General features: G+C 42.0%; 15 protein-coding genes. 9 read left to right on the top strand and 6 right to left on the bottom strand.

Annotation, left to right across the window (positions count from 1 at the left end):
* Positions 1 to 51: 51 nt before the first annotated feature.
* The 3 genes from ACQ2HE_RS00895 to ACQ2HE_RS00885 all read right to left on the bottom strand — a co-directional run bounded on the left by ACQ2HE_RS00895 (position 52) and on the right by ACQ2HE_RS00885 (position 1042).
* The gene (locus ACQ2HE_RS00895; protein ID WP_430895449.1) at positions 52 to 303 is read right to left on the bottom strand and encodes a DUF4834 family protein; all 252 of its coding nucleotides are present in this window, start codon (positions 301 to 303) and stop codon (positions 52 to 54) included.
* A 107-nt stretch (positions 304 to 410) separates the two neighbouring features.
* On the bottom strand, positions 411 to 671 hold the full coding sequence (locus ACQ2HE_RS00890; RefSeq protein WP_430895451.1) for a hypothetical protein: 261 nt from the start codon (positions 669 to 671) through the stop codon (positions 411 to 413).
* 11 nt (positions 672 to 682) lie between these two features.
* Positions 683 to 1042, bottom strand: coding sequence for a hypothetical protein (locus ACQ2HE_RS00885; RefSeq protein ID WP_430895453.1), 360 nt, complete (start codon positions 1040 to 1042; stop codon positions 683 to 685).
* A 171-nt stretch (positions 1043 to 1213) separates the two neighbouring features.
* On the opposite strand from ACQ2HE_RS00885, the gene ACQ2HE_RS00880 reads away from it, so the two are divergent.
* The 8 genes from ACQ2HE_RS00880 to ACQ2HE_RS00845 all read left to right on the top strand — a co-directional run bounded on the left by ACQ2HE_RS00880 (position 1214) and on the right by ACQ2HE_RS00845 (position 17149).
* Complete coding sequence (locus ACQ2HE_RS00880) at positions 1214 to 1684, top strand: ribosome maturation factor RimP (RefSeq protein WP_430895455.1); 471 nt, start codon at positions 1214 to 1216, stop codon at positions 1682 to 1684.
* A 34-nt stretch (positions 1685 to 1718) separates the two neighbouring features.
* Entirely contained in the window at positions 1719 to 2966 is a 1248-nt protein-coding gene (nusA, locus tag ACQ2HE_RS00875; protein WP_430895457.1) for a transcription termination factor NusA, read from the top strand.
* 51 nt (positions 2967 to 3017) lie between these two features.
* Positions 3018 to 5912, top strand: coding sequence for a translation initiation factor IF-2 (infB, locus tag ACQ2HE_RS00870; RefSeq protein WP_430895459.1), 2895 nt, complete (start codon positions 3018 to 3020; stop codon positions 5910 to 5912).
* Positions 5913 to 6048: 136 nt separating this feature from the next.
* A complete protein-coding gene (locus ACQ2HE_RS00865; protein ID WP_430895461.1) occupies positions 6049 to 7410 on the top strand; it encodes a peptidylprolyl isomerase in 1362 nt (453 codons plus the stop codon).
* Between the two features lie 148 nt (positions 7411 to 7558).
* Positions 7559 to 13591, top strand: coding sequence for a PAS domain S-box protein (locus tag ACQ2HE_RS00860; protein WP_430895463.1), 6033 nt, complete (start codon positions 7559 to 7561; stop codon positions 13589 to 13591).
* An 11-nt stretch (positions 13592 to 13602) separates the two neighbouring features.
* Entirely contained in the window at positions 13603 to 14244 is a 642-nt protein-coding gene (locus ACQ2HE_RS00855) for a response regulator (RefSeq protein WP_430895464.1), read from the top strand.
* Between the two features lie 403 nt (positions 14245 to 14647).
* Positions 14648 to 16495, top strand: a complete 1848-nt coding sequence (locus ACQ2HE_RS00850) for an amidophosphoribosyltransferase (protein WP_430895466.1) — start codon at positions 14648 to 14650, stop codon at positions 16493 to 16495.
* Positions 16496 to 16648: 153 nt separating this feature from the next.
* Positions 16649 to 17149 carry a SixA phosphatase family protein gene (locus tag ACQ2HE_RS00845; RefSeq protein ID WP_430895468.1) on the top strand — a complete coding sequence of 167 codons (501 nt, stop codon included), beginning with the start codon at positions 16649 to 16651 and terminating at the stop codon, positions 17147 to 17149.
* Here the strand turns inward: ACQ2HE_RS00845 and ACQ2HE_RS00840 are convergent.
* Positions 17146 to 18042 (bottom strand): DMT family transporter, encoded by an 897-nt coding sequence (locus ACQ2HE_RS00840; protein WP_430895471.1) that lies wholly within the window; start codon positions 18040 to 18042, stop codon positions 17146 to 17148. The genes ACQ2HE_RS00845 and ACQ2HE_RS00840 overlap by 4 nt on opposite strands.
* 34 nt (positions 18043 to 18076) lie before the next feature.
* On the bottom strand, positions 18077 to 19168 hold the full coding sequence (locus ACQ2HE_RS00835) for a glycosyltransferase (RefSeq protein ID WP_430895474.1): 1092 nt from the start codon (positions 19166 to 19168) through the stop codon (positions 18077 to 18079).
* A 263-nt stretch (positions 19169 to 19431) separates the two neighbouring features.
* On the opposite strand from ACQ2HE_RS00835, the gene ACQ2HE_RS00830 reads away from it, so the two are divergent.
* Complete coding sequence (locus ACQ2HE_RS00830; RefSeq protein WP_430895475.1) at positions 19432 to 19680, top strand: hypothetical protein; 249 nt, start codon at positions 19432 to 19434, stop codon at positions 19678 to 19680.
* 128 nt (positions 19681 to 19808) lie between these two features.
* Here the strand turns inward: ACQ2HE_RS00830 and ACQ2HE_RS00825 are convergent, their stop codons facing one another.
* Positions 19809 to 21065 (bottom strand): pyridoxal phosphate-dependent aminotransferase, encoded by a 1257-nt coding sequence (locus tag ACQ2HE_RS00825; RefSeq protein ID WP_430895476.1) that lies wholly within the window; start codon positions 21063 to 21065, stop codon positions 19809 to 19811.
* Between the last annotated feature and the right edge of the window lie 736 nt (positions 21066 to 21801).

Here is a 21801-nt window from a genome sequence, read left to right as displayed (position 1 = left end):
CGCCTAAAGCCTATCGCCTAATCCCTCAAACCCAAAACTCACCACTTCTCTTCACTCTTTGATCTCTTCAAAATCGATATAATCATCATCCGAAGCATTCTTAGCGCGATTGGAATTCGATTGTGTTTTTACATAAGCAGGCTCCTGCTGCTGCGGTCCATATTGCTGCTGCATGGTTTCTTGAAAAGTACGCACCTGACGTTTGAATTGACGTGTAGCGCGAATAACAGGAATCAGAAAATTGAAGACAAATCTGAAAACAAAATACCCCAAAAGGATCCATAAAACGGTTGACCAAGTCATGATGGCGTAAAGTTACTGTAGTTGGAGGATGATTGGTGGGGTTTTAACAAAACGGTAGTTCTAATTTGCCAATTAGACAATTTGGGAGCGTGAAAATTGAATAAAAGTCACGAAAACAGCTTGTCAAACACTCGATCCATCCATCCCTGCACCTTATCGTGCTTCAAAAAACTGCCCACAACATGCCCCATAAAGCTCTCTTTCACCGCGTCTACACCGGGCTTCAGAGAGTTTTTTAGCAGCTTCCCGCTATTGTCATGAAAATACTCCCACTTGTGCTCTAAGTCCATTTCCAAGGTTTTTTGTTTCAACTCTAACTCGCTGATTTTCAGATTTAAATCGTTAAGACTCCGAATTCTCTTACTCATAAAAAATGATTTTATTCCTCTGTTTCCTGAGATTTTTGAAGGAAAAGTCTGATCAATGGATTGATAAACAATACTTTACGAAGCAATGTGGCCAAAATTAGCAACAGTACAATGAATCCGGTGGCTATTGCGAATCCGGCAATATAACTTCCGGTGATTTGGGTGAACCAAAACCCTACAACAAGTCCTACAAAAATGATCACCAAAAACACTAAAAACAAGGAAATGATAATCCAGATAAGGGTTCCAAGGATTTGTGAGATCGAACGAACGGCCTTTAATTGGGCCGTCTCCAGCCTGGTATTTACATAATCCATCAATAATTCCTGCACCTGTTTGAAGAAGGATCCAAGATTTTCCGGTTGTGACATACACTCAATTTCTCTCAAGTTCCGTAAATCTTACCACAAAATACTAGGACTAAAGTCATTTCTAAGCTTGATTTTGAATGCTTTTTGGAAGTAATAGGCTATTTACCTTACCTTTGCCTCGGATTTGAAGATAGAAGGGAACGGGGACGTTCCCTTCTTTATTTTTCGGTTATGAATGCAGATCAAGCAATAGACATTATTAAGAAACTGATTTTAGACCTGCTGGCAGATCAACTTCAGTACTTTTTGGTAGAAGTGAAAATAAAACCTACCAATAACGTGAAAGTATACCTCGACGGTGACCAGGGAATTACCATTGAAAAATGTATTTCTATCAACCGACCATTGTACAAACAATTGGAAGAAATGAAACTCTTCCCCAATGATGACTTTTCATTGGAAGTTTCATCTCCCGGTTTAGATGAACCCCTTAAACTTCATCGTCAATACGTAAAGAATGTTGGTCGCCCGGTAGAAGTGATTCTAAAAGATGGCGTGAAAGTAGAAGGCAAGCTGTTAGCTGCCACAGAAGAAGGAATCACTGTTGAAGAAGTAAAAGGGAAAAACAAAAAGAAAGAAGTGCTAGCGCACGAATTCTTATTCGATAACATAAAATCAACCAAACTTCAGGTAGTATTTTAAAATACCGGTTTACCGGATGTAAAAACAAAAGATTATGGCAAGTATTAATCTGATAGAAGCTTTCCACGATTTTAAAGAGGCGGAAAACATTGATCGCCCTACGATGATGAAAGTAGTAGAAGATGTATTCAAAACCCTATTGCGTAAGAAATATGGTGCCGATGACAACTTCGACGTAATTGTGAACGCAGAGAAAGGTGACCTTGAAATCATCCGCCGTCGCCTAATTGTGGAAGACGGAGCCGTAAATGATCCTTTGGCTGAAGTTGCCTACAGCGAAGCAGTGAAAATTGAACCTGACTTCGAAGTAGGGGAAGAATTGTATGAAGAAGTAAACATCCTCGATTTCGGTCGCCGTGCAATCCTTGCCGCTAAACAAACCTTGGCAAGCCGTATCAGCGATTTGAAAAAGAATGTATTGGTTAAAAAATACGGTGATCGCGTGGGCGATATCATCACCGCAGAAGTATATCAAGTTTGGAAAAAGGAAATTTTGTTGATCGACGAAGAAGGAAACGAATTGATCCTTCCTAAATCGGAACAAATTCCGCAAGATTATTTCAAGAAAGGTGAAAACACACGTGCCGTTGTGAAGAAAGTTGAATTGAAAAACAACGCACCTGTGATCATTCTTTCTCGTACTTCTCCTTTGTTCCTCGCGAAATTATTGGAGATTGAAGTGCCTGAAATTTTTGACGGATTGATCGTGATCAAAAAGATCGTTCGTGAACCGGGTGAGCGTGCAAAAGTAGCTGTTGAAAGTTACGACGATCGTATCGATCCGGTGGGCGCTTGCGTAGGTATGAAAGGTAGCCGTATCCATGGTATCGTTCGTGAATTGAAAAACGAAAACATCGACGTGATCAACTGGACCAGCAATACTCAATTGTTGATTCAACGTTCACTCACGCCTGCTCGTATTACAACTATTGATCTCGATACAGAAAACAAACACGCCAATGTATACCTCAAACCCGACCAGGTTTCTTTAGCCATCGGTAAGAAAGGGGTAAACATCAAATTGGCACAGGAATTAACCGGTCTTAGCATCGATGTATTCCGCGATAACGAAGGTGAAGATCATGAATTCGACATCGACCTCGATGAATTCAGCGATGAAATTGAAACATGGATCATCGACGAATTGAAGCGTGTAGGTTGCGATACGGCTAGAAGCGTATTGGAATTGACCGCTGAAGAACTCGAACGCAGAACTGATCTTGAAAAAGAAACCATCACCGACGTTAGAAGAATCTTAAAAGAAGAATTTGAAAAAGAATAAGCATACTGCCATCTGTCGGTAGTGTTGCTTTAGAAACATTAAAATAACTGAATGTCAGAACTTAAATTACCTAGATTGTTGGCTGCTGCCAAGGAGTTCAATGTTGGACAAGACACCATCATTGAATTTCTTGCTGCCAAAGGTTTTAACAGAGACGATCTGAAACCCACTTCCAAAATCACTGAAGAAATGTACCGTAGCTTACAGCAGGAGTTTCAAAGTGATAAAGTGGCGAAGCTGAAAAGCGACCAGATCGATCTTCCAAAAGGAAGCATTGAGGCTAAGAAGAAGAAAGACGAAGAGGCGGCAGCACAAACTAAAAAGGAATCAACTCCAAAAGCAGAAGAAGCACCTGTGGCGGCTCCTGTAACTCCTGTAGTGGAGCCAAAAGTGGAGATTGAAGAGAAGAAAGTAGAAGAAGCTCCTGTTGTAAAAGTGGAAGCTCCTGAAATTGAAGGTCCAAAAGTTTTCGATAAAATCGACTTATCGGCCATCGATTCTTCTACCCGTCCAAAGAAAACCGCGAAGAAGAAAGAAGAAGAAGCGGAACCAGCTCCTGCGCCGGTTCAACCAACTCCTCCTCCTGTAGCAGAAGTAGAAGAGCCTAAAGCGGAAATTCCCGCCGAAGAACCGGTAGCTTCTGAAGATCCCGAAAGTGATCAACCTCCTGTGATCGAAAACATTCGCGCAGAAAAATTAGAAGGTCCTAAGATCCTCGGCAAAATTGAATTGCCTGTTGATAGCGATACCCGTCCAAAACCGGGCGATGAGAAGAGAAAGCGCAAGCGTATTCCCATCGAAAAACGCGACAACACTGGTCAACCTCAACAACAAACTCAAGGACGTCCCCCTGGTCAGCAAGGCCCGCAAGTATTCAAGCGCGGCGATCAGCAAAACAGAGGCGGACAACCGGGCCAAGGTGGAGGTCATCAACAAGGTGGTGGACGCCATAACGACAGACGTGGCGGCAACAACCAAAACAATCGTGGTGGAAACCGTGATCGCACTCCAAGAGAGGCCAAAGAAATCGACGAAAAAGAAATTCAAAATAAGATTCGTGAAACTCAAGCCAAACTGGCCGGTACCGGCGGTAGAGGTAAGAGCTTGAAAGCGAAATACCGTCGTGAAAAACGTCAAGGCCTAGCCGAACAAGGCGGAGGTGAAGAAGGAATGGATATGAAGCTTCAGGTAACTGAGTTCATTAGTGTGAGCGAATTGGCTAATCTGATGGATGTAAGTTTCGCTGATGTAATCAGTAAGTGTATGGGCCTCGGACTGATGGTGAGTATCAACCAACGTCTCGATGCCGAAGTAATTGAATTGGTGGCAAACGAATTTGGCTTTACCGTAGAGTTCATCGATATGGAAAAGCAAATGGAAATGGAAGAAGAAGAGGAAGAAGATGCAGAAGAAGATCTTTCACACCGCGCTCCAATTGTTACCATCATGGGTCACGTTGACCATGGTAAAACCTCTTTGCTCGACTATATCCGTAGTGCAAACGTAGTAGCAGGTGAGGCCGGTGGTATCACCCAGCACATCGGTGCCTATGAAGTAACACTACCAAATGGTAAGCAAATTGCTTTCTTAGATACGCCGGGTCACGAAGCGTTTACGGCGATGCGTGCTCGTGGTGCTAAAGTAACCGACATTGCAGTAATTGTAGTAGCTGCCGACGATGCAGTGATGCCTCAAACTAAGGAGGCTATCAGCCACGCACAGGCGGCGGGTGTTCCAATGATTTTTGCAATCAATAAAATCGATAAAGACGGAGCCAATCCTCAAAAGATCTACGAACAACTTTCTCAAATGAACTTGTTAGTAGAAGAATGGGGTGGTAAATATCAAAGTCAGGAGCTCAGTGCTAAAAAAGGATTGAATGTAGATCTATTGCTCGAAAAAATTCTTTTAGAAGCTGAATTGCTTGATTTGAAAGCCAATCCTGATAAAGAAGCATCCGGTACCATTATCGAAGCTACGCTTGATAAAGGTAGAGGCTATGTAGCAACAGTATTGGTTCAAAACGGAACCTTGCAACAAGGTGATATCGTGGTATCCGGCCAGTATTATGGTCGTGTGAAAGCGATGTTCAATGAGCGTAACAAACGTAAAGACACGGCTCCTCCTTCTACACCGGTTTTGATTCTCGGTTTGAATGGTGCACCACAAGCAGGTGAGAAGTTCAAAGTGTACGAAGATGAAAGTGAAGCAAAAGAAGTAGCGAACCGCAGAGCACAGATATTACGTGAACAAGGTATCAGAACTAAGAAACATATTACCCTCGATGAAATTGGTCGTCGTTTGGCGCTTGGAAACTTCAAGCAGTTGAACTTGATCATCAAAGGGGACGTGGATGGTTCGGTAGAAGCGTTGAGCGATTCATTGCAGAAACTTTCTACGGAAGAAATTGTAGTGAGCGTGGTTCACAAGGCGGTGGGTGCCATCACTGAAAGTGATGTATTATTGGCCACTGCTTCGGATGCCATCTTGTTAGGTTTCAACTGCCGTCCTTCAGCTCAAGCTGCTCGCTTGGCCGAAAACGAAGGCGTGGAAATCAAGCTGTACTCGATTATCTATAATGCCATCGAAGAAATCAAGAGTGCGATGGAAGGGATGTTGGAGCCTACCATTCAAGAAAAAATTACAGCCAATGTGGAAGTGCGCAACGTATTCAAGTTCGACAAAGCCACGGTTGCCGGTTGTTATGTTCTCGAAGGAAAGATCAGCAGAAACTCGAAGATTCGTATCATCCGCGATGGTATCGTGGAATTCCCCAAAGGCGAAGGACAGTCGGCGGAATTGGCCTCTCTCAAACGCTTTAAGGACGATGTTAAAGACGTGGCTTCCAATATGGAATGCGGCTTAACCATCAAGAATTTCAATGACATCAGAGTGGGCGATATCGTAGAAGCCTTTGAAATTGAAGAAGTAAAACGTACGCTCTAATTACTGAGCTACACCCAATAAAGAGATCCCGGAGGCAACCCCTTTGGGATCTCTTGTTAAAAACCTTGTTAAATAAGAACGCTTTGTTCCTCAAAACCCTCTTGAAAAGCTATTTTTGAGAATATCATTTTTGATTATGCGTCAATTAACTCTACTCGTTCTGGCCGCTTTTGTTTCAGTAACCGCCATGGCACAACGTCCCATCATTGCCGATAAAATTGTTGGCATTGTTGGAGACAAAATTATCCTTCGTTCAGATATCTATAACGAGATCTCCGACCGTCAACGTCGCAACGAACCCGTTCCGGAAGGTGCTCCATGCTATCTCCTCGATCAGATGTTGATCATGAAGGCGCTTACCTTGCAAGCAGAGAAAGATTCCATTACCATTTCGGATGAAGAAGTAGACGCTATCATTGAAAACCGCGTTCGTAAGTTTGTTCAAGACCTCGGTTCCGTTGAAGCAGTAGAAGAGATTGCCGGTAAAACCATTTACCAATTAAAAGAAGATTTCCGTAGACCTATTTACGATAACGAGTTGGCGAACAAAATGAAAAAGAAGGTAGTTGAAAATGTTCGCATCACTCCACAAGAAGTAAAAGAGTATTGGGAGAAAATTCCAAAAGACAGTTTACCTTTTTACGAAAGTGAAGTTGAAGTAGGAGAGGTGCTCATTTATCCTAAAGCCAGTCGCGATTTTGAAGTATTGGCACAAGATGAATTAGCCGACTACAAACGCCAAGTAGAATCGGGAAAGGCTCGTTTTGAAACACTTGCTACTCTATATACAGACGATCCGGGAAGTAAAAACAATGGCGGTCAATATTCTATCAATAGAAACGAAAAGAATTTCGATCCAACCTTTGTGCGTCAAGCATTCCGTTTGAAACCCGGTCAAATTTCTCCGGTGTTCAAATCAAAGTTTGGATATCATATCATTCAGATGGTTGCTCGTCAAGGTGATGATGCAACGGTTCGCCATATTCTTCGCATTCCAAAAATCACTGAAACGGAAGTAAACGAAGGAATCATGAAATTAGATTCTGTGAGAGCGAAGCTGATTGCAGGCACTATTAGTTTTGGAGAAGCTGTTAGCAAGTACAGCGAAGATGAAAATGCCAAGTATCTCGCAGGGATGAAGCAAAGCTACAATGGTAGCACCTATGTTACCATCGATCAACTTGATAAAGACCTCGTATTAATGTTGGGTAAAATGAAAGTAGGCGAATACTCAAAGCCTGTTGTATTCAACGACGAGCGTCAAAAGAAAGCCATTCGTATTGTTTATCTCAAATCTCGATCAGAACCTCACCGCGAAAACTTCAAAGACGATTTTAACCGCATTGCCGAGCGTGCGTTGGAATTCAAAAAGCAGGAGGTTTTAGAGAAGTGGTTTGCCACCAAAATCCCCAACTACTACATCATGATTGATGATGAATTCAAAGGTTGTGGAAACCTCAGCAATTGGTGGAAATACGTGTCTACGTCTACTAATTAAGGGTTACCCCTTAATTTTATAAATTTCTTAGGCTTTTTCCAGCCATTAAAGGGCTATTTCTTTAGATTACATAAGTATTTACCAGTAAAAACCCTTAGAGATGGGTTTTCGGAGTAAGTACTTTAATGTATAACTAGGGAAACCCTATATGCATAACCAGCTAAGTAAATCCAATATTGCCACTGAACGTTCCGTAAAGATGTTCAAAACAGATAAGCAATTTCATCTGCTTACAGATGCAAACTGCTTAGCAGATCGTATTGGAATATTACCAAAGGGAACCCCACTCCTCTCATTTCTAGAGCTTAATAGCCAAGAGTCTTGCCACATACAAGTACAAAACTTCGATCCGGCACAGCAGAATACCTTCACTTGTACTATCAAAAACATCACTTGTGTTTTCTCTGTGTTGTTCAATGAAACGGAGGATCTATGGGAATGGGCCATCATCGATCAATTCGAGCCTTTTGCTGTAAATCAAGTAAGTAGCGATTTAGTAGAAGCTGAAAAAATAGAAGAACTCTTTATTGCCAAACAAGAACTCGATCAAATTCTTGCGAACGTTTCTGAAATCGTTTTTAAGTTCGATAATGAGGGTACACTTATATATGTTTCACCGGAAGTGTCAAGAACATATGGATATGTTGTTTCTGAAATGATCGGTACCAACTTCCTTAGTTATGTTTATCCGGCAGACCTTCAAATAGCTGTTGATGCATTGAAAGAAATTGTTGTGTCCCATAAGCCGGCACACAATATTCTCTGCAGAGCGGTATCAAAAGATGGCAGCATTCGATGGCTATCAACTTCTGCTAACTATATTTTTGATAAAGATGGAAGACCCGCTTATGGAGTGGCTTTAGCAAAAGACATAACTGCCAATTACGAAGCACTACAACAATTAAAAGCATCCGAACAGCGCTACACAACCTTTCTTAAAAATACAACCGAAGCAATTTGGCGAATTGAAATACCCGGTGGAATTGACATTGAGTTAACTCCTGAAGAACAAGTTCAACAGATATGGGAGAAGGCATATATAGCGGAGAGTAATGACGCCTACGCAAAAGTGTATTCTTATGCCGATGCACTTCAATTGCAAGGCAAGAAAATTCAAGATTTCATTTCTTCAATTGAAGAGATTAATAAAGAGTCGTACATCGAATTTATTAAAAGTAGATATAAGCTTTCCGATACGGCAACGGTAGAAACAGATCGCTTCGGAAATAAAAAATACTTACTCAATAACCGTATTGGCATCATTGAAGATGGAAAGCTGGTTCGAATTTGGGGTACCCTTCGCGATATTACCGAACAACGTCATGCTCAACTGGCATTAAAAGAAAGTGAGGAACGTTATCGCTTGTTTATCAAACAATCAACGGAGGCTATTTGGCGTGGCGACTTCACTGAACCTATTGATACAAGTTTACCCGCAGAAGAGCAAGTTAAGTTGATGTTTGAGCGCGGCTACTTGGCCGAATGTAACGATCAAATGGCTACCATTCTCGGCTTTACTGTTGCTGCAGACTTATACGGTGCTAAAATGAATGATTTTGTACCCATTGACCACGAGTTCACTCAAATAGCATCTTTGATGTTCGTTCGCAATGGCTATCGAATGTTTAAAGGCCCCTCAGTTCAAACTACAAAGGATGGTATTAAAAAGTATTTCCTTAATAATTTAATAGGAATAGTTGAGGATGGGTTTTTGACACGCATCTGGGGAATACAAACCGATGTAACAGAACAACGCTTGGCCGAGAAAGCGTTGAAAGATAGTGAAGAAAGGTATCGTGCGTTTATCAAACACAGCTCGGAAGGTATTTGGCGTATTGAAGGGGTTCCATACCCGCTCTCCCAATTTAACGAAGACGGACTGATCGATTTCATATTCGAGCATGCAACGGTAATTGAATGCAACGATGCATTTGCTAAAATGTACGGGTATGAGAAAGCAGAAGAGATGAATGGAGTGCGCTTAGACGCAATACTGCCAAAATCAGATCCATTTAATATTGAATATTTAAGATCTTTTATACGGAATGGTTTTCGATTGGAAAATGTTGAGAGCCATGAAATAGATCGCTTTGGCAACCCAATTTACATGATGAACAGCTTGGTGGGTATCGTCCAGAACGATCGACTGGTGCGTGTTTGGGGTACGCAGAAAGACATCACCAAACTCAAAATTGCCGAGAAAGAATTGACCAATCGTGAATTGCAATACCGAGCTCTTGCAGAAAGCGTACCGGTGCTTATTCATCGGTTGAACAGAAAATTCCAATTCACCTATGTAAATAGTGCAGTGAAGCACACATTTAATGTACAACCCGATCAATTCATAGGCAGAGATCCCAAAGAGCTTGGTTTACGCGATGAATTGTGGAAAGTACTTCGCTCAAAAGGGCAACCTGTTTTTGAAACAGCAAAAGCCGAATCGTTCACGTTTACCATTCCTTCAGCCTCTCGCCCCGGTAGTTACTATAATCTGTTGATCAATGTTTCTCCTGAAATAGATGAAACCGGATTTGTACATTCAATTATCGCTATCGCAAGCGATATCTCTGAATTAGCGAAAGCGCAAGATGAATTGTTATACAAAGACAAATTACTCTCGTTCCTTTCCGATACAGCCAATCAGTTTTTAAAAGAAGAAAATTTTGAAATCATTCTTCCTTCTGTATTGAATCATTTAGGTACTGTGATCTCAGCCGATCGGGTATATATTTTCAAACATGAAGGAGATCACGCAAACATCTACTCAACTTGGTTCAATGATGCGGTTTCGCCAATTGGCAATGCCTCCATCATGTCTACGCTTGATTATGCCAGTTATGGCAATCTTAAGTTGGCTTTCAAAGAAAATGTAGGCTATGATTTTGAAAAAGGCAAAGCGAATAGCGAAGGCTGGAACAAGTTGATGCAAGTGCAACATGTAATGTCTGGAATTGTTGCGCCTATATTTAGTGATCAGAGTTTTTGGGGTGTGGTAGTAGTTGATTCCTGCACTAACATTCGATCTTGGAATACGGTGGAGAAAGACTTTCTAAAAGCCTTTGCTTCCACAATGTCATCGGCAATAACACGCCGCATGTCAATCCAACAAATCAGTGAAGGAGAGTCTCGTTTCCGCTTGATGGCCGATAATGCTCCGGTAATGTTGTGGGTAAGTGATGTAGATGATGAAATAGTTTACATTAATCAGCCTTTTTCTGTATTTACGGGGTATACCTTAGAAGAACTTCGAACAAAGCGTTGGGAATCGTTGGTACATCCGGATGATAAGAATATTGCCCTACTTCCTTACAGCGAGCATTTTAAAAAGCGCGAACCGGTAACACTGGAGTATCGACTTCGAAACAAAGACGGAGAATACAGATGGGTACTAGACGAATCCATTCCAAGGACCTTATCGGATGGCACTTTTCATGGCTTCATGGGATCTCTGATCGATATCAATGATAGAAAAATAAACGAAGAAAAGATCAGGTATCAGGCACGTGTTATTCAAGAAGTATCTGAAGCGATCATCTCTGTTGATCTAAAGTTCATGGTCACCTCTTGGAACAGGGGCGCTGAAATGATCTATGGCATACCAGCTGATCAAATTCTTGGGAAGTATCTGGGCGAAAAAGTAGTCTATACTTTTATTGGTGATACGTTTGAAGACTCCATCAACCACATGACTAAGTATGGCTATTGGAGTGGCGAAGTGTTCTTTACTAGAGCTGACGGTAAAAAAGTTTATTTGCATAGTTCGGTTACTTTCTTAACAGATGAGAAAGGAAAACATATCGGCTATGTTGCTAATAATCGAGATATTACTGAAAGACGTAAATCGGAAGAAGCTCTTCGAATTAGCGAAGAACGTTATCGTACAGTGGTGAATGCATTAGGAGAAGGCATCATTTTAAACGATGCAAATGGAGATGTGATTGCCGTGAATGCAAGTGCTTGCGAGATCACAGGATTTAATGAGGCAGATCTGAAATCAAAACGAAATATCGGTCCCGATTTCCAACCCATTCATGAAGATGGAAGCCCCTTCCCAATGGAGCAACATCCATTCAATATCACACTTCAAACCGGAAAATCAGTTCAGGGAGTAATTATGGGTATTCGCAAACCCGACGGAAGTTTGAATTGGATTACGGTAAATACGGAGCCTATTTATTATTCAGAACAAAGAGTGAAGCCGGATGCAGTAGTGGCCTCCTTTGTAGATATTACGGAAAGAAAGACAGCTGAAATTGAACTCCAGCGAAATGAAAAGCAACTGAGAGAATATTCTGAGCGCATCAATGATATCCTGAATAGTATCACCGATGGGTTCATTGCGGTAGATAATCAGATGACGGTATTCTTGTGGAATAAAGAGTTTGAAAAATACACGGGCGTAAGAACCGTTGATGCCATTGGCAAACCGGTGAAAGCCATTTTCCCCGGACTAGATTTGGCCACCTTGAACATGTTTGATCAAGCATTGAAACAACGTAAAACCTTGGTTCAAGAAAGCTTCAATGCGCCTTTCGGTATTTGGTTTGAAATTACAGCCTATCCCTCTACTCAAGGATTGTTTATTTACTTCCGAGACATTAGCTCAAGAAAACGTCAAGAATTTTTATTAGCGCTTGAAAAGCAAGTGTTGGAATTAAATGCCCGACCCCATGCTTCTTTGAAAGTTACCGTTGACTATTTATTGATCGGTTTAGAAAGAGTGATGCCGGGTATTCATTGTTCCGTATTAGGATTGGAAGATGATAGTCAAACCTTGTATACAATTTCAGCACCTAGCATTCCGGAAGCTTATTGTAAAGCAATCGAAGGACTTAAAATAGGTCCTCGTGAAGGATCTTGTGGGGCAGCTTTATATCGTAAAGAAAATGTAATAGTAAGCGACATTACAACACACGAATACTGGGAAAAGTACAAAGATATTGCTCTTCAATTCGGATTAAGGGCTTGTTGGTCTTACCCAATTATTAGTGCACAGAATCAGGCCATAGCTTCTTTTGCCTTATATCATGAACAAGTAACCTATCCTTCGGTAGAAGAAATGCCCATTATTGAGAGAATGGTCAACATTCTTCGCGTGATCATCGAAAGCAAACAGTTTGAAGAACGTATCAAAATAAGCAACGAACGTTACCTGCTGGCCACTATGGCTACCAATGATGCTATTTGGGACTCTGATTTGATCGGAAAAACAATCTATTGGGGCGAAGGATTCCATACGCTGTTTGGTTATAAGGCCGGATACTTTACTGATACCAATCAGGTATATGAGCAATACATCCATCCGCAAGATCGTGCAAGAGTTGTGGAAGGCTTGAATAAATTCATTGCTTCCAGTAGCCAACAAGTGTGGCAGGAAGAATACCGCTTTAAAAGAGCCGATGGTAAGTATGTTTTGGTAAGTGATAGAGGTTTCTTGATTTACAATCAGCAAGGAAAAGTGAGCAGGATGGTGGGCTCTATGCAAGATATTACAGAGAAGCGCGAATTGGAGAAGAAATTGTTAAAGCAAGAATTGAACCGTCAGAAACTGGTAGCTCAAGCAGTAGTGGATGCACAAGAGAAAGAACGTTCGCTAATTGGAAAAGAACTGCACGATAACGTGAATCAAATTCTTTCTACTGCAAAATTGTATCTAGAAGTAGCGAAAAATGAGGAGCAGGAAAAGAATACTTATATCGACATGAGCGTGTCGAATATTTCAAACGCTATTAATGAAATCAGAACCATTTCAAGGTCCTTGGTTCCTGCTAGTATCGGTGATTTAGGGTTAGTAGAATCGATTCAAGACTTAGTAGAAAGCATCAAGCTTGCAAGAAAATTTGAGGTAGAATTTGCGTTTGATGCAGATATCGACAACCTGATTTCTGAACAACAAAAGTTGATGTTGTTCCGCATTACACAAGAACAAATCAACAATGTAATTAAGCATGCAAATGCAAAGCACTTGTATATAAAATTGGGAGTAGAGGCCGGCAATATCAGTCTACAAATTATTGACGATGGACAGGGTTTTGATCCGGAAAAATTGAAGTCGAAGAAAGGAGTGGGCTTATCGAATATTGCGAGCAGGGCGGAACTCTTCAACGGTAAAATGCACATTATTTCAGCACCCACGCAGGGCTGCACATTAAAAATAGATGTACCAATTCTAAACCTTTAAAATTTTAAGTTATGCAGAAAGTAAGTATTCTAATTGCCGACGATCACAAGCTGATCAGAGAAACCTGGAGTTTTATTTTAAACAACGACCCCCGCTTCGAAGTAATTGCCGAATGTGGTGATTCGGAACAAGCCGTAGAACTGGCTCGTATCAAACGTCCACAAATCATTTTGATGGACATCAACATGACACCTATTTCAGGCTTTGAAGCCACCGAAAAAATCCGCAAAGTATCACCGGCTTCGCGTGTAATTGGTGTATCAATGCACTCCCAACCAGCCTACGCTAAAAAGATGTTGCAAATTGGTGCTCGCGGGTATGTAACCAAGAACTCTTCTAAAGAAGAAATGATCAAAGCCATCTTGGAAGTACAAAGCGGCAACAAATACATTTGCGACGAAATCAAAAACAATATCTCCGAATTGGTATTGGAAGAAAACAAAGACACTCCAAATGTAAATGCCTTAACAGAAAGAGAAATTCAAATCATCAACCAAATTAAAGAAGGATTCTCTTCAAAAGAAATTGCGACGCATTTGAACATTTCTTTGAAAACCGTAGAAGTTCACCGCCACAACATTCTAAAAAAGTTGAAATTGAAAAACTCTGCCTCTCTGGTTAACTTCATTAACAGTACGGCAACTTATATCTAAAAAGATCCAACAAAATTTTAGAGGGTACATCCGGCCTAAAGATAAACCCGTAAATCGTTATAGGTTTTGTCTGTAAAGTGCTTGAATAGGGCTTGCAATACTTGCAACGCCCTTTTTTTATTTCTTTCTTGTATACCGATACGAATCCAATATCCTTTAAAGGGTCAAAGTCCAATGTCCACTGGTTAGAGTTTAGTGATTAATCCAATTCCATTGAATAAATCCAAGAAAATCAACATCCTGTAGTTAAACCTCGGTCACACACTTCATTTTACATTCCTATGAAGAAATCGCCCCCCATGCCTATGAAGACTGAGGGGCTTTTTTCTTTTAACATCTTCCTTTCGGTAGTTTCATAAATCGGCTTAACTTTGCGCTTTGATTTACAATCGTAATTCACTTCATGAGCGATGCAATAAAACATGAATGCGGGCTGGCATTCATTAGATTACGTAAGCCGTTTTCGTATTATCAACAACAATATGGTACCGTACTGTGGGGGCTCAACAAGCTCTACCTCCTCATGGAAAAGCAGCACAATCGTGGTCAGGATGGGGCAGGGGTAGCAGCCGTAAAGTTGAATGTGGAGCCCGGGTACCCCTTCATGCAGCGTATCAGAAGCAATGCCAACCAACCCATTGTTGACATTTTCACCAAAATCAACAACGAAGTAAAAGAACTCGAACGTTTTCAAAGCGATATTACCCGCCACCCGGGTCTCATGAAAGGCCATATCTCCTTCCTCGGAGAATTGCTGATGGGCCACCTTCGCTACGGCACCCAGGGTAAAAACAACGTAGAATTTTGCCATCCTTTCATAAAAAGACATACGGTTCCGGCTCAAAACCTCGCATTGGCAGGGAATTTCAACCTTGTCAACACCGAAGAATTGTTCGCACTGGTAAACATCGATCCGGGTGAATTCCAAAAACAAAGTGACTTGGCCGCTATGATGGAAGTGATTCATCATTTCTTAGTAAAAGAAGACGAAGGTTCACCGGAAGATCTAGACGTATTGGATGTGCTGAGAAAGGCTGTGCCTTTGTTCGACGGCGGATTTACCGTTGGTGGCTTGATCGGGAACGGCGATAGCTTTGTTTTCCGCGATGCCCATGGCATTAGACCAGCCTATTATTATATCAGCGACGACGTAATTGTGGCTGCCTCTGAGCGCGCTGCTATTCGCACCGTGTTCAATGTGGGCGAAAACGAAGTTCATGAATTATTGCCGGGCAAAGGAATTGTGGTGAAAGCAAGCGGCGATTATGTGATCGATGAAGTGGTGCCTGCCAAAGAACGCAAGGCTTGTAGCTTCGAACGCATTTACTTCTCCCGCGGTAGCGATGAGAAAATATACAGAGAAAGAAGCCGATTGGGTTACAACCTAAGCGAGCAAGTACTTGCTGCCGTTAACCATGATCTGAAAAATACCATCATCTCCTTTATTCCGAATACGGCTGAAGTAGCCTTCTACGGTCTCCAAAAAGGACTGGAAGACTATCTCACGAATGTAAAAATTCAGCGGATCTTGTCTTGGGGCAAAGATTTCGACGAAGAGAAACTGAGTGAAATGCTTACCCGTCGCGTGCGTGTAGAGAAAATTGCCATCAAAGACGTTAAAATGCGCACCTTCATTACGGAAGATGCGAGCAGAAACGAAATGGTGCAACACGTATACGACATTACCTACGGTACTGTTGAGAAAGGAAAAGACACTTTGGTGGTGATCGACGATTCCATTGTGCGTGGTACAACCCTTAAGGAAAGCATCGTTCGCATGTTGGGTCGACTTCAACCAAAGAAAATCATCATCGTATCTTCTGCACCACAGATCAGATACCCCGATTGTTACGGTATTGATATGAGCAAGCTGGGTGATTTCATTGCCTTCCGCGCTGCTATTGAACTTTGGAAAGAATCGGGCAAAGAACACCAATTACAAGACATTTATACTCGAGTAAAGGAATTGCAACGTACAGGTAACTTGCACACTGAAAATGTGGTGCAACAAGTATATGCGCCTTTCACTCCGGAAGCTATTTCCCGCAAAGTGGCTGAATTGATCACTCCAAAAGGAACACCGTTCCCGGTTCAAGTGATTTTCCAAACCATTGAGAGCTTACACGAAGCTTGTCCTACCAATACCGGCGACTGGTATTTCACCGGAAACTATCCTACTCCGGGAGGTAATAAGGTAGTGAACAAGGCTTTCATCAATTATATGGAAGGAAAGAATGTTCGTGGATACTAAGGCGTTAAACTTGGCAAAAAATTTGCTTTAGATAGTTGCCGTTGCGATGCTGACCTATGATGAAAACGGCATTGGTAAACTGTCTGATTCCTTGGTAAAAACTTTTTTGAATGTTAAGGGGAATTTCTTCCCCTTTTTTATTTCTTTTGAGCTATGAAACAATTGGTATTGGTACGACATGCAAAGAGCAGTTGGGAACTGGGAGACGTTACCGATTTTAACAGAACACTCAACGAGCGCGGTTTGCGGGATGCCCCTGAAATGGCTGCCAGAGTAAAGAAGCGCGCCATCATGCCCGATTTAATCATTACCAGTACCGCGGTGAGAGCCAAAACAACGGCCACCATTTTCAAAGAAATACTACAAGTTCCCGATAGCGCCTTTCAATTGGACGATGAGTTGTATTTGGCAGAATATACCTATTTCATGAAGTTGGTGGCGTCTTGCTCCGACGATGTCAATACCTTGATGCTCTTCTCTCACAATCCCGGAATTACGGCATTCGCTTATTTGATAAGTTCCAAGATCAATGTTAGAATAGACGATATTCCCACTTGCGGTGTGTTCAGTGTGCACATTGATACTGAACATTGGAAAGATTTTTTGAATGCTCCGGTAACCGATTGGTTTTTTGACTATCCCAAATTGGTTTAGGTATCCAAAGGAGCGGTTGATTTCCTATTCACCAACAATACCCCTGCAACAATTAATAAGGCTGCCAGCACCTTGAATGGTGTGAAGCGTTCACCTAAGAAGATCACCGCTATGATGGCTGCGAAAATCGGCTGCGTGTAGATATAGGTTCCGGTAATGCCTGCACCCAAATGATGAATGCCATAAAGATTGAATAGGTAGGTGCAGAAGGTAGCACCCAGTACGATGAAGCTTACGGCGGCAATATCGGCCACTTGAAATTCCGACCAAGGGATGGCTGCAAACTGATTCCAACCGAAGGGAAGTGTAAACAGCAGTCCGAAGGTAAATACCCATCGAATCACGTGAACCGGATTGTACGCTTTCATTAGAGGCTTTACTAGCACAAAATAGAAGGCGTATGAAATGCCGTTGATGATTACGAAAATATCACCCCATAAAATATCAGAAGCGTTACCACTGTGTTCTTTCTGCAAGGCCAGCAAAACAGCACCGCTGATGCCAATCACCAATCCTGCAACTTTGGTGAAGGTAGCGGGTTCTGTTCCAAGCCAAGCTGCTACCATGGTAATGAAGATGGGGGTAACAAGAATGAGGAGGGAAGCGTGAATGCTGAGTGTCATCGATAATCCTTTGATGAACAGCATTTGATTCACAAAAATGCCGGTGAAGGCACATAAGATGAATCGACCAATATGTTCTTTTTTGATTCCTGCCTTGGTACTGGAGAAGAAGAGTAAGATCCACAAGAGAATGCTGCTAACGCCTACTCGAATCACATTCAAACCAAAAGGCCCGACCATTTTTTTAGTGATGTATTGAACCACCGAAAAGTTGATTCCAAAAATTAAATTGGCGGCCAATACTGCAGCATGTGCCTTGCTATTCTTCAATGGAAATTGTTTTTGCAAAAATAGCGCAGTAAAATCAATTGACAGCATCTGCCTCCACTTTCATCAAACACATTAGGTTTGATTTGATCTGTTGATGAAGTTGTTCTTTATTGAATTGTTGAGAAGAATGAAACGGTTGGAATACTGTTGATTGAACAAGTTGCTCAATCGATTCAAAAGAGGCTTCTCCTTGATTTAGGCATGCAGCCCAGCCCTTATCAGCAAAGCGTTTCGCGAGGTATTCTTGTTCTGCCTGACCAGGTGTGGGAATAAGAATGGCTTTGCATCCGAGTAATGCATAGTCCATTAAAGAACTGTATCCGGATCGGCTGATGATGTATTCTGAGCTCGCGATCAATTTGTTTAATTGATTGGCGTCGGCATAACCAATTCGTTCAATACAATCGTCTTGACTGCTTTGTGGGTTTGTTACTGTGCCGCACACTATAGTGAGGGCTTGCTTGTTCTTTTTGAAGCCATTGGTAAGCGACTGTTCTAAAATGCTTCGTTGAGGTTCGGGTCCGGATAGAATGGCGAGGTATTTTCTTTTCTTCTCAAGATTGTTCTCTGGTATCAATCTGGAAATTGGTCCGATGTAGTGAACGGGAAGCGAATGTGACTTCGAAGTCTGCGACAAAGTACCTCCTAAAGAGAGCCTTTGGTCTTCAAGATCGGGAACCCAAATTTGATCAAAGTGTTGGAGGTGTTTTTTGTTGAGGAAGGCTAAGAAACGGTCTACCAGCGCACCCAAACTCGATTTAATCTTCAGTTGGTGGGTGATAAACACGCTTGGAACGCTGGGGTGGTAAAAGCCATAGCGATTATCTGAGACAATCAATTGGGCTTTTCTCTCAGCCAAAAACAAGGTAATCCACTTATTTTCAAATTTGATTTTTGTCAATATTTTTATGGATTGCCGGATTATTTTCAACAGGGTTTTTACCCGGGTTTTTCCGAAGGAAATTTGGTAGCCGGGGAGGGTTTGAAATTCGGCATTGGGAAACTGGGAAACGAGTAATTTGTATTGATTTGAATCACAGGCAATTACGATATGCCACTGTTGTTGCTGGAAGTACTCAATGATGGGAATGGACCGTGAAACATGCCCCAGACCCCAATCTAACATAGCAAAAACGACGGTAGGTTTGTTAAAAGAACTGTTATTTTCACATTTATTAGCCAACCTACACACGATTTTTAATGTAAAATAGTTTTAAATTAGTAAAATTCCATTCTATGAAGAAAGTCAACTTATTTATTTTTGTTTTGTTTGTATCACTAGTGGTTACTTCCTGCGCGAGCAGTAACCGTGCGATGGGTGGATCATCGAAAAAATGCGGTTGCGGTTTGAACAGGGGATTTGTTGGATATTAAAAATCTTATGAACAAATGAAGGCTCCCAATAGAGACATGCTTGTATTGGTAAAAGAACAAGGGGTTAGTTCCGAGTACATTCAAATGGAAATGGAACGAATCCACCAATTGTTGATCTCATTCGAAACCATCGATCGTTTGGTGAATGCCCACGAAGTGATGGACCTAAACCGTTACAAAAGATTGAACAAATACAACGCCGTTGTCCGCGTAATGCAGGAGACGAATTTGAAACCATTCATTTTTATCGTCAACAAAAACTAAACGCCTTGTAAAAGGTTGTTCAAGTAAAGAGATAAAGAAAGGGAGCCATTGGCTCCCTTTTTATTTTTTCTGTTACGTTGATTTTTGAATCCCAGCGGTGCGTCGTTTGCGCGGCGAATGGCTAGCCACTAACTCAATTTCGCCATAGCGCTCTCCAATAGGGCAATAACGTCGGCAATGGCTTCTTCTTTGCAAGTTCCTACACTGAGGCGGTACCAAGGATTGTCTTTACTGCTTCCAAATGCATAAAACGGAACAATCGCAAGTTTTGCCTCATTCAACAAGTAGGCGGTAACATCGGCTTGATTGTTCAAAAGAGTGCCATCTGCTTTTTTCTTTCCTACGGCATCAATTTTAATGGTCAAATAGATGGCTGCTTCCGGAGCAATGGCATCAACCGGGTATCCTTTTGATTTAAGTTGTTGAAAGCCCTCGTATATTTTAGTCAAGCGAACCGAAACTTTTTGCTTGAATTGTTTCAAGTACGTTTCAATTGCGCCACGGTCTTTTAGGTAAACAGCCACCGCTTTTTGTTCAGCCATCGGTGCCCAAGCACCTACGTGTGTAAGAATGGCTTTCATTTTATTGATGATAAAAGCGGGCCCTGTACTCCAACCTACGCGAACGCCGGTTGCTGCGAATACTTTACTGATGGCATCGATGTAGATGGTGTAGTCTTTCATTTCGGGTCGCAGACTAACGGGGTCTACGTGTTTGATACCGCCATACGTGAGGTGCCAATACATTTGATCGTACATCACATAGAGTTTTTTCTCTCCGGCGCCTCTGCGTTTGTTTTCTTCCAATACCATGTCGCAAATGGCTTCCAGTCCTTCTTTGGTGAACGTAGTACCGGTAGGGTTTTGAGGAGAACAAAGTGCTAACAAAGTAGCGGAGCTGATATGGGGTTTCAAGAGTTCAGCGGTGGGCATGAAGTTTGTTTCGGCAGTCGCTTCAATTACTACATGTTCGCCGTCTACGAAATGGGTATAGTGGTTGTTGTTCCAGGAGGGAACGGCGTATACAATTTTATCGCCTTCGTCGCAGATGGCGCGGTAAGTAGCATAAATTAGGGGGCGGCCACCGCAGGCAATGAGTATTTCGTCGGTAGTATAATCGAGTCCTTGCCAGTCTTTGATAAAACTCTTCAGGTTTTCACGCAAATCGAGGTTTCCTTCGGCGGCGGGGTAGTTGGTGAAATGTTGGCGATAGGCCGAAATGATGGCTTCTTCCAATTCTTGTGGAATAGGGAAGATAGCGGGGTCAAAATCGCCCACGGTAAAATTATACACGGTTTCGCCTTTGCGGATTTTCTCGCGGATTTCGCCTCCCAATTTTACAATTTCGGAGCCGATCAATGTTTCAGCTAATTGACTCAATTTCATGGCGCAAAAATAACGGCAATTTTTAAAGCTACCAAGTGTTAGGAATTTTGAAAAAGAATAGGGGGAAGAAGAGGGAGATGGAGAAGAATAGGGAGAGGGAGAAGAATAGGGAGAGGAAGAATTTTCAATTCCATAGGGAAGGACGGGATAAAGGGAAAACTTTGCGAATTCTTTGCGCTTTTCCAAACTTTGCGGTAAGGTAAAATAGCTGAATTTTGGAGTGGCGCCATGAATTAGCGTCGAGTATATTCAATCCCGCATGAGTAACACTTCGGTAGGTAGATCGGTAAAGCCACGAGAAGAGGCGCGTGTATCCAACCCTGTATGAGTTGCAAATCGGTGGTCATATTGGTACGTCCACAAAATGGGGTTAAGTGCATTTTACCCCGGAGGGGTTTCATATCGGTAGAACCAAGAAATGGGGTCAGGTGTATTCAACCCCGGAGGGGTTGCATCTCGGTAGCCATATCGGTAAACCCACGAAACGGGTTCAGGTGTATTTTACCGCGGAGGGGGTTATATATTGGTAGCCGAATCGGTAGTCCTACGAAACGGGGTCAGAAGTAATTTACCCCGGAGGGGTTACATATCGGTAGCCATATCGGTAAACCCACCAAACGAGGTCAGGTGTATTCAACCCCAGAGGGGTTGCATCTGTTGTAGTAGATGTTTTGGATTATGAATAAATGGACCGTTTTCCCGGTATTTTTATACAAATTGATCGTTTAATTATTCA

The sequence above is a fragment of the Endoryza foliicola genome (genome assembly GCF_050589245.1).
Taxonomy (GTDB): Bacteria; Bacteroidota; Bacteroidia; order Chitinophagales; family Chitinophagaceae; genus Endoryza; species Endoryza foliicola.
The sequence above is the reverse complement of the archived record's forward strand: the minus strand, read 5'-3'. Positions and strand labels throughout refer to the sequence as shown.